Genomic DNA, 16449 nt, shown 5'->3' with positions numbered 1-16449 from the left:
CCCGCATGTGCGGCCGCTTCGCGATGGACTCCGAGACCGATGAGCTGATCCGCGAGTTCGTCGCCGCGGGCGGGCGCGCCGAGGACTGGGCGCCCGACTACAGCGTCGCTCCCACCGACGTCGCGCCGATCGTGCGCGAGCGGCTCCACGACGGCGAGCGGGAGCGCGAGCTCGAGCTCGCGTCCTGGGGCTTCACCCCGTCCTGGTCGAAGGGCAGGGGGCCCTCGCCGATCAACGCGCGACTCGAGTCGGTCGCGACGAACGGCCTGTTCCGCGGGGCGTTCGCCAAGCAGCGCGCGATCGTGCCGATGCGCGGGTACTACGAGTGGGAGGCCCGCGCCGACGGCAAGCAGCCCTGGTTCCTGCAGGGCGAGGAGCCGATCCTCGCCGCGGCCGGCCTCTACACGGCCCGGAAGGAGGGCGACGACTGGCGCGTCTCCTTCACGATCATCACCCGCGAGGCGCGCGACGCCTCCGGCGAGGTGCACGACCGGATGCCCGTGTTCCTGACGCCCGACGTGCGCGACGCCTGGCTCGACCCGGCTCCGCTCGCCTCCGCCGAGGAGATGCTCGCCACACTCGACCGGGCGTCCGTCGCGATGGCCTCGACCGTCACGGCCCACCCGGTCGACCGCCGCGTGAACAACTCCCGCGCCGTCGACCGCCGCGACCCGGGCCTGCTCGCGCCACTCGTCGGCTGACGTCTCCGGCCGGGCGCACGGCGATCCGCGGCACGTCCGCTCCGTCCTCCCGGCGTCCTACTTCGTGCCGGCGTGACCCGGGAACGGCTTGCCGTTCAGCGAGACCTCGTCGGGGTCGACCTCGACGTCGCCCACGTCGTCCGGGCCGCCCGTGCCGGGCACGGCCTTCACCTCGGCCGAGCCGGAGACCTCGGTCCGGCTCTCCGCCGGGTCCGAGTCCTGCTTGGCCTCGGTCTCGCGCTCGCTGCCGGGCGACTCCGAGATGTCCTTCTCGATGGTCTCGCTCTCGGAGGAGGTGGCGGGCGCCGCCCCGTCCGGCTTGCCGATGGTCGAGCCCTGGTCGTCCTGCTCCGTGCGGTCCTGGTCCATGTCGTCGCCTTTCGTCGGGACCTCCGACGCTACGTCGGGGCGCGAGCGGGGGCACCCGCTTGACAGCCCGGCCGGGGGAGGGCGGCGTGCAGGGTCGACGTACTACCCTGGGTCGACGGTCGCACCGGGGGGCGCGGCACACCCGCCGCCGACCGCGAGGAGGACCCGTGGCATCCCACCGGACAGGCGACACCCGCATCGTCGGGACGACGGTCGACGGCCGGTACACGATCGAGGAGCTCATCGGCCGCGGCGGCATGGCCACGGTCTACCGGGCGCGAGACGGCGTCCTCGGCCGCTCCGTCGCGCTGAAGATGTTCGCCCCCGGCATCGACGACGCGCAGGACCTGCAGCGCAAGGCGTCCGAGATCCGGCTGCTCGCGGCCCTCAACCACCCCGCCCTCGTCACCCTCTACGACGCGCACGACGGCGGCGACGACACCAACGGCCAGGCCTACATGGTGATGGAGCTCGCCGAGGGCCCGAGCCTGTCCGAGCGGCTCGCCGAGGGCCCGGTCGCGCCGAACGACGTCGCCTCGATGGCGGGCGACCTCGGCGAGGCCCTGCACACGGTCCACGCGGCCGGAGTCGTGCACCGCGACGTGAAGCCGTCGAACGTGCTGCTCGTCCCGAGCCCGCTGACCAGCCGCGAGTTCCGCCCGAAGCTGGCCGACTTCGGCATCGCCTCCCTCATCGACGCGACGCGGATCACCGCGCCGGGCACCCTCATCGGCACCGCCGCCTACCTCAGCCCCGAGCAGGCGCACGGCGACCCGGTCACGTCGGCGAGCGACATCTACTCCCTCGGCCTGGTGCTCCTGGAGTCGCTGACCGGCCGCCGCCCGTTCACGGGCTCGGCGATCGAGGTCACGCTCGCCCGCCTGCTCCGCGACCCCGAGGTCTCGGAGTCGCTCGGCAGCGGCTGGACCTCGCTCCTGACCTCGATGACGCGGCGCGAGCCCGGCGAGCGTCCCGCCGCGCTCCAGGTGGCGGAGTCGGCACGCCGCCTGATCGATCCGCGGCGCGACTCCCCGCCGGCGGCCATCGTCGTCCCCGACGTCCCCGCCACCCGGGTGATGTCGACGGAGCCGCTGGCCGAGACCGAGCCGATCACGCGGACGGAGGCGCTCGATCCGACCCGCCGGCTCGCGGCCGACGCGTACCCGGCCACGGAGGCGATCGCTCCGACGCAGCGCTTCACCGCGACCGAGCGGATCGCACCGGCACCGCGGACCGCTCCGGCGCCGCAGACCGCTCCGGCGCCGCGCACGGCTCCGCTCCGCCCCGCGGCCGCCCCTCCGCAGCGCCGCGGCCCGAGCCCGTGGCTGATCGTGCTGGTGCTCGCGCTGGTCGCGGTCGCCGTCGGGCTCGCGATCATCCTGATCGACGGTCCCCAATCGCCTCTGCCGCAGGTGGACGGCGAGCTGGGCGACCACCTCCGTCAGCTGCGCGAGAGCATCCGCTCGTGAGGGGCCTCCGACTGCGCGCCGCCGGCGCCGTGCTCGCCTCGGTCCTGCTGCTGAGCGGATGCTCCTCCGCGCCGCAGGGCATCGACGAGGGCACCGCCCAGACCCTCGACGACGCGGTGGTGGCCGTCGCCGAGAAGGCCTCGGCCGACGACTACCAGGGCGCTCTCACCGAGCTCGCCTCGCTGCAGTCGGCGCTCGACGCCGCGCTCGCCGAGGGCTCCGTCAGCTCCGACCGCGCAGCGACGGTGCAGGCGCAGGTCGACGTCGTCCGCGCCGACCTCGAGGCCCTGATCGCGGGAGCCCCGGAGCCGGCGCCGGCCGAGACGACCGCCCCGGCTCCCGAGGAGACGACCCCGGTCGAGGAGGAGCCGGAGGACACGCCGGCCCCCGTCGAGACCGAGGACGACCCCGCCCCCTCGCCCGAGGAGTCGGAGCCGGAGGAGACGCCGACCGAGCCGGAGGAGCCCGCGGAGGAGACCCCGGCCGCTCCCGGCGACGACGCTCCGGGGAACAGCGGCGACGCTCCGGGGAACAGCGGTGGCGCACCCGGCAACAGCGGGAACGCTCCCGGCAACGGCAACGGCAACGGCAACGGCAACGGCAACGGCAACGCGGGCGGCAACGGCCCGGGCGCTCGCGGTGCGGCGACCGGCGTCGGCGCCCCCGCGGGCAGCGGTGCCGCACCCGGGGCCGCGAAGGGCCCCGGCGGCCGCTAGAGCGCTATTCCTGGGTCGAGAGCACGGCGAACGCCGCGTCGAGCTCGACGTCCACGTCCGTGCCGTCCTCGCGGGTGACCTCCACCTCGAAGGCGTGGTCGGCGTCGTCGCTGCGCTCGGCCTCGGTGACGGTCCCGGAGCCGACGGCGCCCAGCGCCGCCTCGCTCGCGCGGGCGAGGTCGTCGCCGGTGAGGTCGTCCGGGTCCACGGCGGCGGCGGTCGGGTCGCCGGCAGGCACGCCGTCATCGTCGGAGCCGGCCTGGAGGGCGCGGTCGTCGGGGTCGACGGACAGGACGGCGAAGGAGTCGTCGAGGCGCACCTCGTACTCGAGGCCGGCGCGGTCGGTCAGGTCCAGCTCGTAGCCGGTGGCGCCGTCGTCGTCGCGCTCGGCCGAGGTGACGGTCCCGCCGCCGATCTCGGCGAGCGCGGCCTCGCTCGCGCGGTCCAGGTCGCTGCCGGTGAGGGAGTCGGACCCCTCGAAGCCGTCGGTCGCGGCGTAGGCGATGCCCGTCCCGGCTCCGATCAGCACGACCGCTCCGGCGATCCCGGCGATGATCTTCGTCTTCTTCTGCACGATGGCTCCGTCCCGGCGCCGCTCGTCGACGCCTCCAGCACTCTCGCGGTCGGGCGCTGAAGCAGGCCTGAAGCGCCCGCTCAGCGGACGAGCGGCACCCGCACCTCGACCCGGGCGCCGCCCAGCTCCGAGTCGCCGACGACGACCCGTCCGCCGTGGACCCGCGCGATTCCGGCGACGATCGCCAGGCCGAGGCCCGACCCTCCGGCGTCGCGCGTCCGGCCCTCGTCGAGGCGGACGAAGCGCTCGAGCACCCGCTCGCGCTCCGCCGCCGGGATCCCCGGCCCGTCGTCGTCCACCGCGAGCACCGCCTCCGCTCCGTCGATCCGGGTCGAGAGCGCCAGCTGCGAGGAGCGGTGCCGCACCGCGTTGTCGACCAGGTTCCGCAGCGCCCGCGAGAGCAGGGCCTCGTCGGCCACCGCCTGCACGGGCGAGATCCCGCTCGCGTCGACCCGGGCTCCGGAGTCGCGCAGGCGCCGCACCTCGCCGAGGGCGAGATCGTCGAGGTCCACGGGAGCCGCCGCCACGGCCAGGCGCGCCTCGTCCGCCCGGGCGAGCAGCAGCAGGCCCTCGATCAGCCCGCCGAGCCGCACCGACTCCTCCGCGACCGTCCTCGCCAGCCGGGCGGAGTCGAGCCGGTCCGGGTGCGCGAGCGCCACCTCCGCGGTCTGGCGCAGCGCCGCGACGGGGGAGCGCAGCTCGTGCGAGGCGTCCGAGACGAAGCGCCGCTGCCGCTCCTGCCCGCTCTGCAGCCGATCGAGCATCCGGTTGAGGGTGTGCGCCAGCCGGTCGACCTCGTCGCCGGAGCCGGGAGCGGCGATCCGGCGGTCCAGGGCGGAGGAGGTGACCGCCTCGGCCTCCGCGCGCATCCGCTCCACGGGGCGCAGCGCCCGGCCGACGACGACGGCGCACACCACCGCCACCAGCGCGATCAGCAGCGGGACGGCGACCGCGAGCAGCCCGATCGTCGTGGACACCGCCTCCTCGCGGCCCTCGTCGGGCACGCCGACCACGACGAGGGAGTCGTCGTCGAGCTCGCGGGCGGCGACCACCACCGCCCCCTCGTCGTCCACGTCGACCGTGACCGGGTCGTCGCTCTCGGCCAGCGCGAGCGGAGGGAGGTCCTCCGCGTCCTCGCCCGCGGCGGTCACCCGCCCGTCGACCACGAGCTGGACCAGTCCCTCCGAGCCGCGGACGGCCTCCGGCCCGCCCTGCTCGACCAGCGCCGCGACCCGCTCCGCCTCGGCGTCGGCGGCGGAGGCGGCGCTCGAGGCGAGCACGGAGGAGAGGACCAGGACGAAGAGCACGCTCCCGAGGAGCGCGGCGGCGGCCACCACGGCGGTCGCGGCCGCGGTGATGCGGGTCCGCAGGCTCCGGCGGCTCACCCGGCCACCAGCGTGTAGCCCGCCCCGCGCCGGGTGCGGAGGGTGTCGCGGCCGAAGGGCCGGTCGATCTTGTTGCGCAGGGTGCGGACGTAGACCTCGACGATGTTCGGGTCGCCGTCGTAGTCGAAGTCCCAGACGGCTCCGAGGACGTCGCGTTTGGAGACGACCTCGCCCGCCCGCGAGACGAAGTACTCGAGGACGCTGAACTCGCGCGCGGTCAGCGGCACGGCGACTCCGCCCCGCTCGACGGTGCGGGAGGCCGGATCCAGCACGAGATCGCCGACGACGCGCACCGTGGGCCGCTCGGCGGCTCCGCGGCGGATGAGGGCGCGCAGCCGCGCGACGAGCACCGGGAACGAGAACGGCTTGGTGAGGTAGTCATCGGCCCCGGTGTCGAGGGCCTCGACCTGGTCGAGGTCGCCGTCCTTCGCGGTGAGCATCAGGATCGGGGTCCAGTCCTCGGCGGCGCGCAGCCGCTCGCAGACGCGGAAGCCGCTGACGTCCGGGAGCATCAGGTCGAGGACGATGGCGGCGTAGTCGGCCTCCTGCGCGTACCAGAGGGCGTCGGTGCCGGTGGTGGCGGTGTCCACGGCGAAGGCCTCGGCCTCCAGGCCCGTCTCGAGGGCGCGGAGCAGGTTGATCTCGTCGTCGACGACCAGGATGCGGATGGCGGCCTCCCCGGGCTCGGCGCGCGGGGATCCCCGCGCGAGCCCAGGCTAGCCGCGGCCCCGCTGAAGCCCGCCTGAAGGGCCGGCGGACCACCGCGTCCCGCCGAGGCGCCGGCTCCCCGCCGGGACACCGGCCGGAGCGCGGTGTCCCGGCGGGACGCGCGGCGCCCGGGCGCGGGTCACTCGTCGCGGTCGGTGTACTCGCCCTCGCCCTCGGCGGAGGTGCCCGCGGCGCTGGTGTCGACGTAGCTGCCCTTGTCGGCGGTGCTCTGCTCGTTCACCGAGGTGTCGACGTAGCTGCCCTCGGCCTCGCCGGCGGTGTGCGAGACGCCCTCCGTCGAGGTGTACTCGCCGCCCTCGGTGTCCTCGGTGCTCGTGCCCTCGGCGACGTGACGGCCGTGGCCGGCGGTGTGCTCGTCGTGGTGGTCGTGGTGCTCGTGACCCTCGTGGTGCTCGTTGTCGTGGTCGTGGTGGGCCATGGCGGCCTCCTCGCTTCGTCGCGTCGGTGCGCGGTCGGATCCGCCGCGCTCGCTCCGAGACTTCTGCATCGGGGGCGGGGGTGCAAGACGTGGCGGCTGCACATCCGTGCCGCGCAACTCCTACCGGCGCCGGATCCGTCCGCCTAGCCTCCGAGGATGAGCAGACCCCCTCGCACCCGCTGGAGCGTCATCGGCCAGCTCGGACCGGCCTTCGACGACGGCGGTCCGATGCTGCTGGTCGAGGCCCGATCGGCGTTCGGGCGCCGCCCGATGCACCGCGCCAAGGCGCAGCTGCTGCTGTCGGCGCTCCGCCACCGCGCCCGCGAGCTCGGGGACCGCGCCGAGTACGTCCGCTCCGAGACCTTCGGCGAGGCCCTCGCCGGGCGCGACGACCTCGAGGTGATCGACCCGCCCACCCGCGGCGGCCGCCGCCTCGCCCGCAGGCTCGGCATGAGCGTTCTGCCCAGCCGCGGCTTCATCACGGCCGAGGAGGACTTCCGCGAGTGGGCGCTCTCCCGCTCGGGCAAGCGCCTGCTGCTGGAGGACTTCTACCGGTGGAGCCGCGAGCGCACCGGCGTGCTGATGCGCGGCGACCAGCCCGAGGGCGGCCGCTGGAACTACGACCACGACAACCGCCAGCCTCCGCCCAAGGGCGCCTCCCGGCTCGGCCTGCCCGACCCGTGGTGGCCGGAGGAGGACGACATCGACGAGGAGGTGCGCGCCGACCTCGCGCGCTGGGAGGCCGAGGGGGCGGTCCGCCTGGTCGGCGCCGACGGTCCGCGCCGCTTCGCCGCGACGCCCGCCGAGGCCGAGGCGGCGCTCGCCGACTTCGTGTCGTCGCGCCTGGGCGACTTCGGGACCTACGAGGACGCGATGCTCTCGGGCGACTGGACGATGGCGCACTCGCTGCTCAGCGCCCCGATGAACCTCGGCGTGCTCGATCCGCGGACGGTCGTCGAGGCGGCCGAGGCGGAGTACGCCGCCGGGGGCGCGCCGATCGCGGCGACGGAGGGGTTCATCCGCCAGATCCTCGGCTGGCGCGACTACGTCTGGAACCTGTTCTGGCACCTCGGGCCGGAGTACCGGAACCGCAGCCGCGCGCTCGGCGCCTCCACGCCGCTGCCCGCCGAGCTGCTCGCTCTCGACCCGAGCAGCATCGAGGCGAACTGCCTGCACGAGACGCTCGACGACGTGCACCGGCACGGCTGGGCCCACCACATCCAGCGCCTGATGGTGCTCGGCAACTGGGGACTGCAGCGGGGGTGGGATCCGGCGGAGCTCAACGACTGGTTCGTGGACGTCTTCGTCGACGGCACGGAGTGGGTGATGCCCGCGAACGTGATCGGGATGTCCCAGCACGCCGACGGCGGCGTCGTCGCGACGAAGCCGTACGCCTCGGGCGGCGCCTACATCAACCGGATGTCCGACTACTGCGGCGGCTGCCGCTTCGACCCCAAGGTGCGCCTGGGCGAGAACGCCTGCCCGGTGACCGCCGGGTACTGGGCCTTCCTCGACCGGGCCGAGCCGGTCCTCCGCGGCAACCACCGGATGGCCCAGCCCCTCGCGGGCCTGCGCCGCCTCGCGGACCGCGAAGCGGTGGTCGACCAGGAGCGCCTGCGCGAGACGTACTGACGCGGGGTCGGCGGCACGCCCGCCGCTACTCCGCGCGCACGAAGCGCGACACGGTGACCGCGACCGTCACCGCGGTCGTCCCCTCCACCGCCGCGAGCCGAGCGTCCAGCGCCTCGGGATCCACGTGGTGGGCACTCGGCCCCATCAGCACCTCGGCGCGCAGCTCGTCGACGCTCATCAGCACCGTCGTGTCGAGCTCGATGCGCTCCCCGAGCGCGAACCCCGCCAGCTGCTCGTCGAGCCGCTCCGCCTTGCCGGCGTCGATGCCCAGCATCCCGAACCGCTCGCGGATCTCGTGCAGGTGCCTCTCGCGCGGAGTGACGACGACGGCGACGCCGCCCGGACGGAGCACCCGCCGCATCTCCGGGGCGTTCCGCGGCGCGAAGACGGTGAGCAGCGCGTCGGCGGAGGCGTCGGCCAGCGGGAGGGGCTGCCAGAGGTCCGCGGTCGCGATCGCCGCCCGGGGATGCGCGCGGGCGGCGCGGCGGGCGGCCGGGGCCGAGAGGTCCAGGCCCAGCCCGTCCGCCGCCGGATGCGCCTCGAGCACGGCCGCGAGGTACGCCCCGGTGCCGCAGCCCAGGTCGACCACGAGCCGTGCGCCGGCGGGGACGGCCGCGGCGACCGCGTCCTGGATCACCCGGTAGTGGCCGGAGCCGAGCAGGTCGGCGCGGGCCTGCACCATCGCCGCGGTGTCGCCCGAGGTCGCGTGCCTCCCGCGCAGGAGCGAGGCGTAGCCCTGGCGCGCGAGGTCGGCGCTGTGCCCGAGGGGGCAGCGGAGCGAGGAGGGGCGGGGCAGCGCATCGGGGGCGAGCGCACCGCCGCAGACCGGGCAGGCGAGGGCGGGCAGCACCGTCGATCCGGGTCGGGCGGCCGGATCGAACGCGCTCACTCCGCTCCGGGCGCGCGCGCCCGCATGGCGGTGACCGCCGCGTTCAGCGTCGCGATGGTCGGCACCGCGAACAGCGCCCCGGCGAGCCCGGCCACCTCGAGCCCGGTCGCGACTCCGAGCACCACGGCGAGCGGATGCACCTTCACGGCGGTCCCGAGGATGAGCGGCTGCAGCACGTGCCCCTCGAGCAGGTGCACCAGGATCACGACGCCGACCATCACCAGCGCGGCGACGGGCCCGCTGAACAGCAGCGCGACCAGCGCGGCGAGCGCACCGGTCACGATCGCACCGAGGATCGGGACGAACGAGCCGAGGAACACCACGATCGCGATCGGCACGACGAGCGGCAGCTGCAGCGCGAGCGCGCCGATGCCGATGCCGACGGCGTTGATCCCGGCGACGCCGAGCTGCGCGATCACGAACTGGCTGAGGGTCCGCCAGCCGGCGGCGCCGCCGCGCTCCATCGCGGGGCGCGCGCGGCGGGGGAGGAGGCGGAGGAACCAGTGCCAGATCCGGCGGCCGTCGAGGAGCAGGAAGATCAGCGAGAACAGGGTGAGGAGGGTTCCGGCGAAGACCTCGGCCAGCTGGGAGCCGACGGCGAGGGCCCCGGACGCGATCGTCGACGCCTGCGCGTCGGCCCAGTCGACCGCGCGCTGCGCCCAGTCCGAGAGCTGGACGTCCGAGAACGACAGCGGCGGGCTCCGCAGCCACGCCTCGACGCCGTCGACCGCGTCGAGAGCGCGCTGCCCCACTCCGCTGAAGCCGGAGCGCGACTGCACGACCACCAGCCCGACGAGGCCGGTCAGCAGGAGGAGCATCAGGACGATCGAGACCAGGACCGCGAGCGGGCGGGGGAGCCGCAGGCGCTCGAGCCGGTTCCGCAGCGGGGTGAGGAGCGCGGTGAGCAGCAGCGCGATCAGCACCGGCACGACGATCACGGGCAGCAGCGAGACGAGGCGCACGAGGAGGTAGAGGAGCCCGGCGACGGCGAGGAAGCGCCACGACCAGGCGGCGGCGATCCGCATCCCGGTCGAGACGTCGCCCGAGGCGTCGTCCGGCGAGTCCGCGAGGGCCGGAGCCGGGACCGCTGCCGGGGGAGCGGCGTCCGCAGGCGGGGTCGTCGCCGTGCCGTGCCGCTCGTCGCGCGCTCGCCGTCCCCGCATGACCCCTCCGATCCTCTCGCAGTGTACGGCCGAGCGGCCGTCCGGGACCGGGAGGGAGCCCGGGGGCGCCGCGCCTGGAGGGATCCGGGCGCCGGATGCGCCGGCAGCGGCTCGTCCGGAGGGCGGAACGCGCCGGATCGCGCCGTCTCCGCCCCGTTCCCCGCCTCGGCCGCGGGAGGCCGGTCCGCGCCGGTAGCGTCGCGCGGGTCGATGCCGAGCGAGGAGGGCGACGGATGCTGGAGGCGGTTCTCGCGATCGCCGCGTGGTGCGCGGGCGCGGTGCTCGTCGTCAGCGGTGCCCTGAAGCTCGGCCGCGCGGAGCGGTTCCGGGCGAGCCTCGAGGCGCTCGGGGTCCCCCTCCTCCTCCGGCGCCGCGGCTGGTTCGCGGCCGCCTTCCCCGTCGTCGAGATCGCGCTGGGCGCCGCGGTGGTGCTGGCGCCCGCTCCGGCGCACCGTGCCGCCCTCGTGCCGGTGGCGCTCCTCGACGCCGTGTTCCTCGTCGTCGCCGTCCGCGCGGTCCGCGCGACGGCGGACGTCGACTGCGAGTGCTTCGGCGGGCTGGGCTCGGCGCGGATGACCGGACGCACCGTCGCGAGGAACGCGGTGCTGCTCGCGCTCGCGGTCGCCGGGGCCCTCGGCGGGCTCGCTCCGGCCGCGCTGCTCGGCGGCGGCGGTGCCTCGGCGGCGGCGTCCGGGCTCGCCGCCGCTCTCGCCGCGGTCTCGCTCGTGCTGGTGCGCGACCGCCGTGCGGCGTCGACGGCCGCTCGCGTCCGGGCGGCCGCCCGCCTGTCCGCAGCCGACAGGGAGTCCGCGCCGGGGCGCGCGCCCGAGGGCGACCTCTCGGCCGCCGACCTCGCGTTCGTCACGGTGGCCGGCGAGCTCCTGACCCTCGAGGAGCTGTCCCGCCCGGCGACGCACCTCGTCTTCTTCTCGCCCTCGTGCGCCGCCTGCCACGAGCTCGTCGAGCGCTTCCGCTGGTGGCCCCACGGCCTGCGCCCGGGCGAGGAGCTGCTGCCCGTCCTCCTCGGCAGCCGCGAGGACTTCGCGGTGCACGCCGTCTACGGGCCGCTCGTCGACCACGCCCTCTACGATCCGGAGGGCCGCGTCGCCGCCGCCCTCGGCCGAGCGGGGACGCCGGGCCACGTGCTGCTCACGCCCGAGCGTCCGCTCGGCGACGGCTGGACCTCGGGAGCCGCGTCGATCGAGGCACGCGTGCTCCGGCCCGGATTCCTCGCCGAGCTGCAGGCGGGCGGCCCGGACCCGGCTCCGGCGGCCGGCGGCGCGGTACCGGCGGGGTGACGACGGCCGGCGGGCGGAGCGGTGCCGCCGGGCTGTCGACGACCGACCGACGGCGGCCGGGCTCAGCGGCGCTCGAACTCGCCGGACATCGAGCCGTGCACGGGGTGGGCGGGATCGTCACCGACGGCGCGGGAGGGATCGTCGATCTCGACGGCGCGGGACGGGGCCTCCTCGTCGCTCGCGTCGAGGCCGAAGCCGTCCTCGAGCAGCTCCTGGGCGATGCGGCTCGAGAGGCCGCTCCTCTCGCCCGGTCCGGGGTCGCTCTCCGGGTCGACCGGGGCGGCGAACGCCTGCTCGAGTCCGGACTCCGGCATCCCGGCGTCGTCGATCGAGTCGGCTCGTCCGTCGGAGGGTCCTCGTGCAGGTCTCGGCATGCGCCCGAGCGTAGAGGACGGGCCCCCGGAGGTCGACGCTCCGTCGCGCACTGCCGGGCCGCCTGCGCGCCGGGTCAGTCGTGCAGCGACCAGGAGTGGCGAGCGACCTGGACGCCGCCGACGGTCGCCGTCTCGTCGCCGATGTTCAGCGCGAGCCGCGCGGTGCGTCCCTCCGGGCCCTCCGCCACGAGCATCACGGCGGTGTTGGAGAGGTCGACCGTGCGGGTGCTCGCGCCGACCAGCCACGGGTTCCGTCGGCGGAACGCGACGACCTCCTGGTGGGCCCGGTAGGCCTCCCCGCCCGGCCACTCGGCGGGATCGGCCGGGAACTCCGGGCGGATCGCGTCGTCGCCGCCGATCCGCTCCTCCTTGACGCCGCGCAGGCCCCGCTCGTCGCCGGAGTAGATGCTCGGCACGCCGGCGACGAAGCCGAGGATCGCCGTGGCGTGGCCGTGGTGGCGCTCGTCGCTGACGGCGCTGGCGATCCGGGTCACGTCGTGGTTGCCGACGAAGGTCAGGGGCAGGAACTCGCGGACGAAGTCGTCGTGGCGCTTCAGGGACCAGGCCAGCTCGAAGAGGTTCGCCTCCTCGAGGGAGTTGCGGACGGCCTTCCAGAGCTCGTACTGCGTGACCGAGTCGAGCCCGGACTCCCGCACGTAGCCGGTGTAGTCGCCGTGGATGACCTCGCCGACGAACCACGCGTCGGGGAAGCGCTGCCGCACCGGGTCGATCGCCGCGTGCCAGGCCGCCGGCGCGACCGCGTACGCCGCGTCGAGCCGCCAGCCGTCGATGCCCCGCTCGAGCCAGTGCGCGAGCACGGAGGACACGTGCTCCGCGACCTCGGGGTTCCCGTTGTCGAGCTCGACCAGGGCGTCGTGCCCCTCGAACACGTCGACGCGGAGGCCGTCGACCTCCTGCGACCGCTCGCTGCGGGAGAAGCGCGCCGCCTCGGGGGAGCCCTCGCCGGCCGCGACCGCGGCACGCCACCAGGGGTGCTCGCGTCCCACGTGGTTGAAGACACCGTCGAGCAGCACCCGGATCCCGCGCTCGCGGCACGCGGCGATCAGCGCGTCGAGGTCGGCCTCGTCGCCGAGGCGGGGATCGACCCGGAAGTGGTCGACCGTGTCGTAACCGTGCGTGGAGGAGGCGAAGACCGGCCCGAGCAGCAGCCCGTTGCAGCCCAGTGCCAGCAGGTCGTCCAGCCAGGGCAGCAGGGCACGGAGGCGGTGGCGCGGCTCGTCGTCGGGACCCGGACCCTCCGAGGCGCTCGCCTCGGCGCCCGTGAAGCCGAGCGGGTAGACGTGCCACCAGATCGCCGTCGAGATCCAACCGTCCGTCTGAGCCATCGTGGCCGCCCTCCCGGCCCGCTCGGGCGCGGGCCGCCGTCACTGTAGCGAGGCGGGCTGGGGCGGAGCCCCGCCCGCTCATGGGCCGGGCCGCAGGGCGGCGATCCAGGCCAGCGCGGCGAGGCCCGCCCGCACGGCGGCGGGTGCCGTGACGGAGCAGACGAGCAGCGCGAGAGCCGCGCAGGCGAGCCCGACCACCGCGCTCCTCCGCTCGCCCGTCCACCGCAGCGCCCGCACGGACGCGATCACCGCAGAGGCCGCCACGGCGACCGCGGGGAGGGCCCAGAGCGGATGCACGGAGGACGCGAGCGCGAGCAGGCCCAGCGCCAGCGCTGCGAGCCCGGGCTCGCGCGGCCGGCGGGCGCGAGGGTGCCGCCGGGACGGCCAGGGGTGGGCCGGGTCGGCCGGAGCGGGCGGAGGGAGGAGTGCCGTCGTCGTCATGAGCCGATCCTCGTCAGGCGGCGGACCCCGCGGAGAGGCGATCGGCGGATCGGTGGACGAAGGGCGCCGAGCACCTCCTGTGGAGGACCGACGGGCGCGATCGGCGTCGTTCCGGGCGTCTCGGGGCCGGAATCGCCGGAGATCCGGGGCAGGGCTGGTAGGTTACCGACGGTCCGACCGGTTGAGGACGTCCGTCCCCGGCCGAGGACGATCCATTGAAACCAGCTGTTCCGACAGCGAGAACGTCCTGGGAGGACACTCCATGGCTGACAAGTCGCTCAACCGCACCGAGCTCGTCGCGAAGATCGCCGCCGACTCCGGCCAGAGCCAGGCCGCCGTCAACGGCGTCCTCGACTCGCTCTTCACCACCCTCGCCGACTCCGTGTCGAACGACGTGAAGGTCACCATCCCCGGCTGGATCGCCGTCGAGCGCACCTCCCGCGCCGCGCGCACCGGCCGCAACCCGCAGACCGGCGAGACCATCCAGATCGCCGCCGGCCACTCGGTCAAGGTCTCCGCGGGCACCAAGCTCAAGGCCGCCGCGAAGTAGTCGCGCCCTCCGACACGGCCCCGGCACTGCGCCGGGGCCGTCGTCGTCCGCGGACGCGGCTGCCGATCAGCCGCGGAACGTAGGCTGGAGCAGTGAATCGAACCGTCCGGATCGTCGGCCCTGCGCTCGTGCTCGTCGCCGCCGCGCTCGTCGCCCTCCTCGCGGCCCTGGCCTTCGGCGGGGGAGCTGCGGCTCCGCTGCTGAACGACCCGGGCCCCGTGGTCCGCTACGGCCTCCCGATCGCCAAGCTCGCCGTCAATCTCGGCGCTGCGGGCATGATCGGCTCGCTCGTGCTGACGCTGTTCGCCTTGAGCCCCCGCGCCGCCGCCGCCCGCGACGCCCGGTCCTCGTCCCGCGCCTCGACCGTGAACGCCTCCCCGCGCCCCGGCCAGGCCTCCTCGCGCGGCGCCCAGTCCTCGTCCCGCGCCGGATCGACGCGCACCGCGGTCGCCCCCGCGCGCACCGCGCCCTCCGAGGCCGTGCCCGAGCCGCGCACCGAGTTCTCTATCGCCCTCGACGTCGCCGCCGCCAGCGCCGCCTTCTTCGCCGCGGCCAGCGCGGTGACCGGCTTCCTCACCTTCCTCAACGTCACGCAGACGCCCCTGAGCCTCGACCGCGACTTCGGCACGAAGCTCAGCTACTTCATCGGCAGCATCGAGGTCGGCCAGGCCTGGCTCATCACGACCCTGCTCGCGGCCGTCGTCACGGTCCTCTGCTTCGCCGTCCGCAACCAGACCGCGCTCGTCTTCGTCACGGGCCTGGCCCTCCTCACACTGCTCCCGATGGCGCAGCAGGGGCACGCGGCGGGAGCGAGCGGCCACGACGCCGCCGTCACGGCGCTGGGCCTGCACCTCGTCTTCGCGGCGATCTGGCTGGGCGGCCTCATCACCGTCATCGCCCTGCGGCCGCTGCTCGGCGGCTCCCGTCTGCTGCCCGTGATCGAGCGCTACTCCAGCCTCGCGCTCGTGAGCTTCGTCGTGGTCGCGGCGTCCGGGTACGTCAGCGCCGAGCTCCGGCTCGCCACCCTCGACAACCTGCTCACCGGCTACGGGATCCTCGTGCTGGTCAAGGTCGCGGCGCTGGTCGCGCTGGGCCTGTTCGGCGTGCTGCAGCGCCGCTACCTCATCGAGCGGATGCGGAAGGCCGGCGGTGTCGGCGGCCGCAGCTTCTGGTGGCTCGTCGGCGCCGAGATCGCCTTCATGGGAATCGCGTCCGGAGTCGCCGCGGCTCTCGCGCGCACCGCGACCCCGGTCGACCAGATCGCCGCGAGCCAGCTCACGGATCCGACCCCGGCCCAGCTGCTGACGGGCGAGCCCCTGCCGCCGCCCGCGAGCGCGATGAACTTCCTCACGCTCTGGAACATCGACCTGGTCTGGCTCCTGGTCTGCTCCTTCGCCATCGCGTTCTACGTCGCCGGAGTGGTGCGCCTGCACCGCCGGGGTGACCGCTGGCCCCTGCACCGCACGATCCTCTGGATCGCGGGCATGCTCCTCCTGGCCTACATCACGAACGGCGGGGTGAACGCGTACGAGAAGTACCTGTTCAGCGCCCACATGCTCTCGCACATGGTCCTCACCATGGCGGTGCCGCTGCTGCTCGTCCCGGCGGCACCGGTCACGCTCATCGCCCGCGCCGCCGCCCGCCGCACCGACGGCTCCCGCGGTGCCCGCGAGTGGGTGCTGCTCGCCGTGCACTCGCGCTTCGCCACCGCGATCTCGCACCCGATCGTCGCCGCGCTGCTGTTCGTCGGGTCGCTCTGGGGCTTCTACTACTCCCCGCTGTTCCGCTGGGCCACCACGGACCACATCGGCCACGAGTGGATGATCGTCCACTTCCTGATCACCGGCTACCTCTTCGTCAGCGTCCTGATCGGAGTGGACCCGAGCGTGCACCGCGTGCCCTACGCGATGCGCCTCCTGCTGCTGCTGGGCACCATGGCGTTCCACGCCTTCTTCGGCCTCGCACTGATGACGGGGGAGGGGCTGCTCCTCGCCGACTGGTACGGAGCGATGGGCTGGGGCACCTCCGCGCTCGCCGATCAGCAGGCGGCCGGCGGCATCGCGTGGAGCATCGGCGAGATCCCCACCCTCGCGCTCGCGATCGTCGTCGCGATGATGTGGAGCCGCTCCGACGCCCGCGAGACCAAGCGCCGCGACCGCCAGGCCGACCGCACCGGAGAGGCCGAGCTCACGGCCTACAACGACCGCCTGGCCGCCCTCCAGAAGCGCGGCTGACCGCTCCGCGCCCGCGCGACGGGGGTCATCCCCCCGATGCGGGTGGGCGCACCCCCGCATCTCGCGCCACGGCCGACGGCGACGACGCTCCCGTTCCTAGACTGGCCGCGCCGCTCGGCCGGGCCCTCCTCCGAGGCCGTGCCGGGCGGCTCGGACGAGAG

At 75.1% G+C, this 16449-nt stretch carries 17 protein-coding genes; 7 read left to right on the top strand and 10 right to left on the bottom strand.

Going from position 1 to position 16449, the window contains the following annotated elements; all coding sequences use genetic code 11:
* Positions 1-5: 5 nt before the first annotated feature.
* Positions 6-701: an SOS response-associated peptidase gene (locus GSU40_RS13795; RefSeq protein WP_160035341.1), complete on the top strand. Its 696-nt coding sequence runs from the start codon at positions 6-8 to the stop codon at positions 699-701.
* Positions 702-758: 57 nt separating this feature from the next.
* On the opposite strand, the gene GSU40_RS13790 is transcribed toward GSU40_RS13795, so the two are convergent.
* Positions 759-1070, bottom strand: a complete 312-nt coding sequence (locus GSU40_RS13790; RefSeq protein WP_104222919.1) for a hypothetical protein — start codon at positions 1068-1070, stop codon at positions 759-761.
* A gap of 167 nt (positions 1071-1237) precedes the next feature.
* On the opposite strand from GSU40_RS13790, the gene GSU40_RS13785 reads away from it, so the two are divergent.
* The gene (locus GSU40_RS13785) at positions 1238-2539 is read left to right on the top strand and encodes a serine/threonine-protein kinase (protein ID WP_104262770.1); all 1302 of its coding nucleotides are present in this window, start codon (positions 1238-1240) and stop codon (positions 2537-2539) included.
* Positions 2536-3255: a hypothetical protein gene (locus GSU40_RS13780; RefSeq protein ID WP_160035339.1), complete on the top strand. Its 720-nt coding sequence runs from the start codon at positions 2536-2538 to the stop codon at positions 3253-3255. The genes GSU40_RS13785 and GSU40_RS13780 overlap by 4 nt, the downstream gene beginning before the upstream one ends.
* A gap of 4 nt (positions 3256-3259) precedes the next feature.
* On the opposite strand, the gene GSU40_RS13775 is transcribed toward GSU40_RS13780, so the two are convergent.
* From GSU40_RS13775 to GSU40_RS13760, 4 genes are all read right to left on the bottom strand, one after another.
* Positions 3260-3829 carry a PepSY domain-containing protein gene (locus GSU40_RS13775; protein WP_104323658.1) on the bottom strand — a complete coding sequence of 190 codons (570 nt, stop codon included), beginning with the start codon at positions 3827-3829 and terminating at the stop codon, positions 3260-3262.
* An 80-nt stretch (positions 3830-3909) separates the two neighbouring features.
* The gene (locus GSU40_RS13770; protein WP_160035337.1) at positions 3910-5214 is read right to left on the bottom strand and encodes an ATP-binding protein; all 1305 of its coding nucleotides are present in this window, start codon (positions 5212-5214) and stop codon (positions 3910-3912) included.
* Entirely contained in the window at positions 5211-5882 is a 672-nt protein-coding gene (locus GSU40_RS13765) for a response regulator transcription factor (protein ID WP_160036245.1), read from the bottom strand. The genes GSU40_RS13770 and GSU40_RS13765 overlap by 4 nt, the downstream gene beginning before the upstream one ends.
* A gap of 179 nt (positions 5883-6061) precedes the next feature.
* Complete coding sequence (locus GSU40_RS13760) at positions 6062-6361, bottom strand: hypothetical protein (protein WP_160035335.1); 300 nt, start codon at positions 6359-6361, stop codon at positions 6062-6064.
* A 156-nt stretch (positions 6362-6517) separates the two neighbouring features.
* Between GSU40_RS13760 and GSU40_RS13755 the strand changes: the two genes are divergently transcribed.
* Positions 6518-7993 carry a cryptochrome/photolyase family protein gene (locus tag GSU40_RS13755; protein ID WP_104283126.1) on the top strand — a complete coding sequence of 492 codons (1476 nt, stop codon included), beginning with the start codon at positions 6518-6520 and terminating at the stop codon, positions 7991-7993.
* Between the two features lie 25 nt (positions 7994-8018).
* On the opposite strand, the gene GSU40_RS13750 is transcribed toward GSU40_RS13755, so the two are convergent.
* Together GSU40_RS13750 and GSU40_RS13745 are read right to left on the bottom strand one after the other, a co-directional pair.
* Positions 8019-8882, bottom strand: a complete 864-nt coding sequence (locus GSU40_RS13750) for a methyltransferase domain-containing protein (RefSeq protein ID WP_160035333.1) — start codon at positions 8880-8882, stop codon at positions 8019-8021.
* Positions 8879-10045, bottom strand: coding sequence for an AI-2E family transporter (locus GSU40_RS13745; RefSeq protein WP_104256457.1), 1167 nt, complete (start codon positions 10043-10045; stop codon positions 8879-8881). Before GSU40_RS13745 ends, GSU40_RS13750 begins: the two co-directional genes overlap by 4 nt.
* Before the next feature lie 233 nt (positions 10046-10278).
* Here GSU40_RS13745 and GSU40_RS13740 point away from each other — a divergent pair, with 233 nt between their 5' ends.
* A complete protein-coding gene (locus GSU40_RS13740) occupies positions 10279-11343 on the top strand; it encodes a MauE/DoxX family redox-associated membrane protein (RefSeq protein WP_160035331.1) in 1065 nt (354 codons plus the stop codon).
* A 62-nt stretch (positions 11344-11405) separates the two neighbouring features.
* Here the strand turns inward: GSU40_RS13740 and GSU40_RS13735 are convergent, their stop codons facing one another.
* From GSU40_RS13735 to GSU40_RS13725, 3 genes are all read right to left on the bottom strand, one after another.
* On the bottom strand, positions 11406-11717 hold the full coding sequence (locus GSU40_RS13735) for a hypothetical protein (RefSeq protein ID WP_146086901.1): 312 nt from the start codon (positions 11715-11717) through the stop codon (positions 11406-11408).
* Positions 11718-11791: 74 nt separating this feature from the next.
* Positions 11792-13063, bottom strand: a complete 1272-nt coding sequence (locus GSU40_RS13730) for an alpha-amylase family glycosyl hydrolase (protein ID WP_160035329.1) — start codon at positions 13061-13063, stop codon at positions 11792-11794.
* A gap of 78 nt (positions 13064-13141) precedes the next feature.
* Positions 13142-13504 carry a hypothetical protein gene (locus GSU40_RS13725; RefSeq protein WP_160035327.1) on the bottom strand — a complete coding sequence of 121 codons (363 nt, stop codon included), beginning with the start codon at positions 13502-13504 and terminating at the stop codon, positions 13142-13144.
* A 262-nt stretch (positions 13505-13766) separates the two neighbouring features.
* Here GSU40_RS13725 and GSU40_RS13720 point away from each other — a divergent pair, with 262 nt between their 5' ends.
* Together GSU40_RS13720 and GSU40_RS13715 are read left to right on the top strand one after the other, a co-directional pair.
* Positions 13767-14054: an HU family DNA-binding protein gene (locus tag GSU40_RS13720; RefSeq protein ID WP_056037903.1), complete on the top strand. Its 288-nt coding sequence runs from the start codon at positions 13767-13769 to the stop codon at positions 14052-14054.
* A gap of 92 nt (positions 14055-14146) precedes the next feature.
* Positions 14147-16288 carry a cytochrome c oxidase assembly protein gene (locus GSU40_RS13715; RefSeq protein ID WP_244229493.1) on the top strand — a complete coding sequence of 714 codons (2142 nt, stop codon included), beginning with the start codon at positions 14147-14149 and terminating at the stop codon, positions 16286-16288.
* The last annotated feature ends 161 nt before the right edge of the window (positions 16289-16449 follow it).

The organism is Rathayibacter sp. VKM Ac-2805, from assembly GCF_009834265.1.
Lineage (GTDB): Bacteria > Actinomycetota > Actinomycetes > Actinomycetales > Microbacteriaceae > Rathayibacter.
This window is presented reverse-complemented; position numbering and strand designations above follow the sequence as displayed.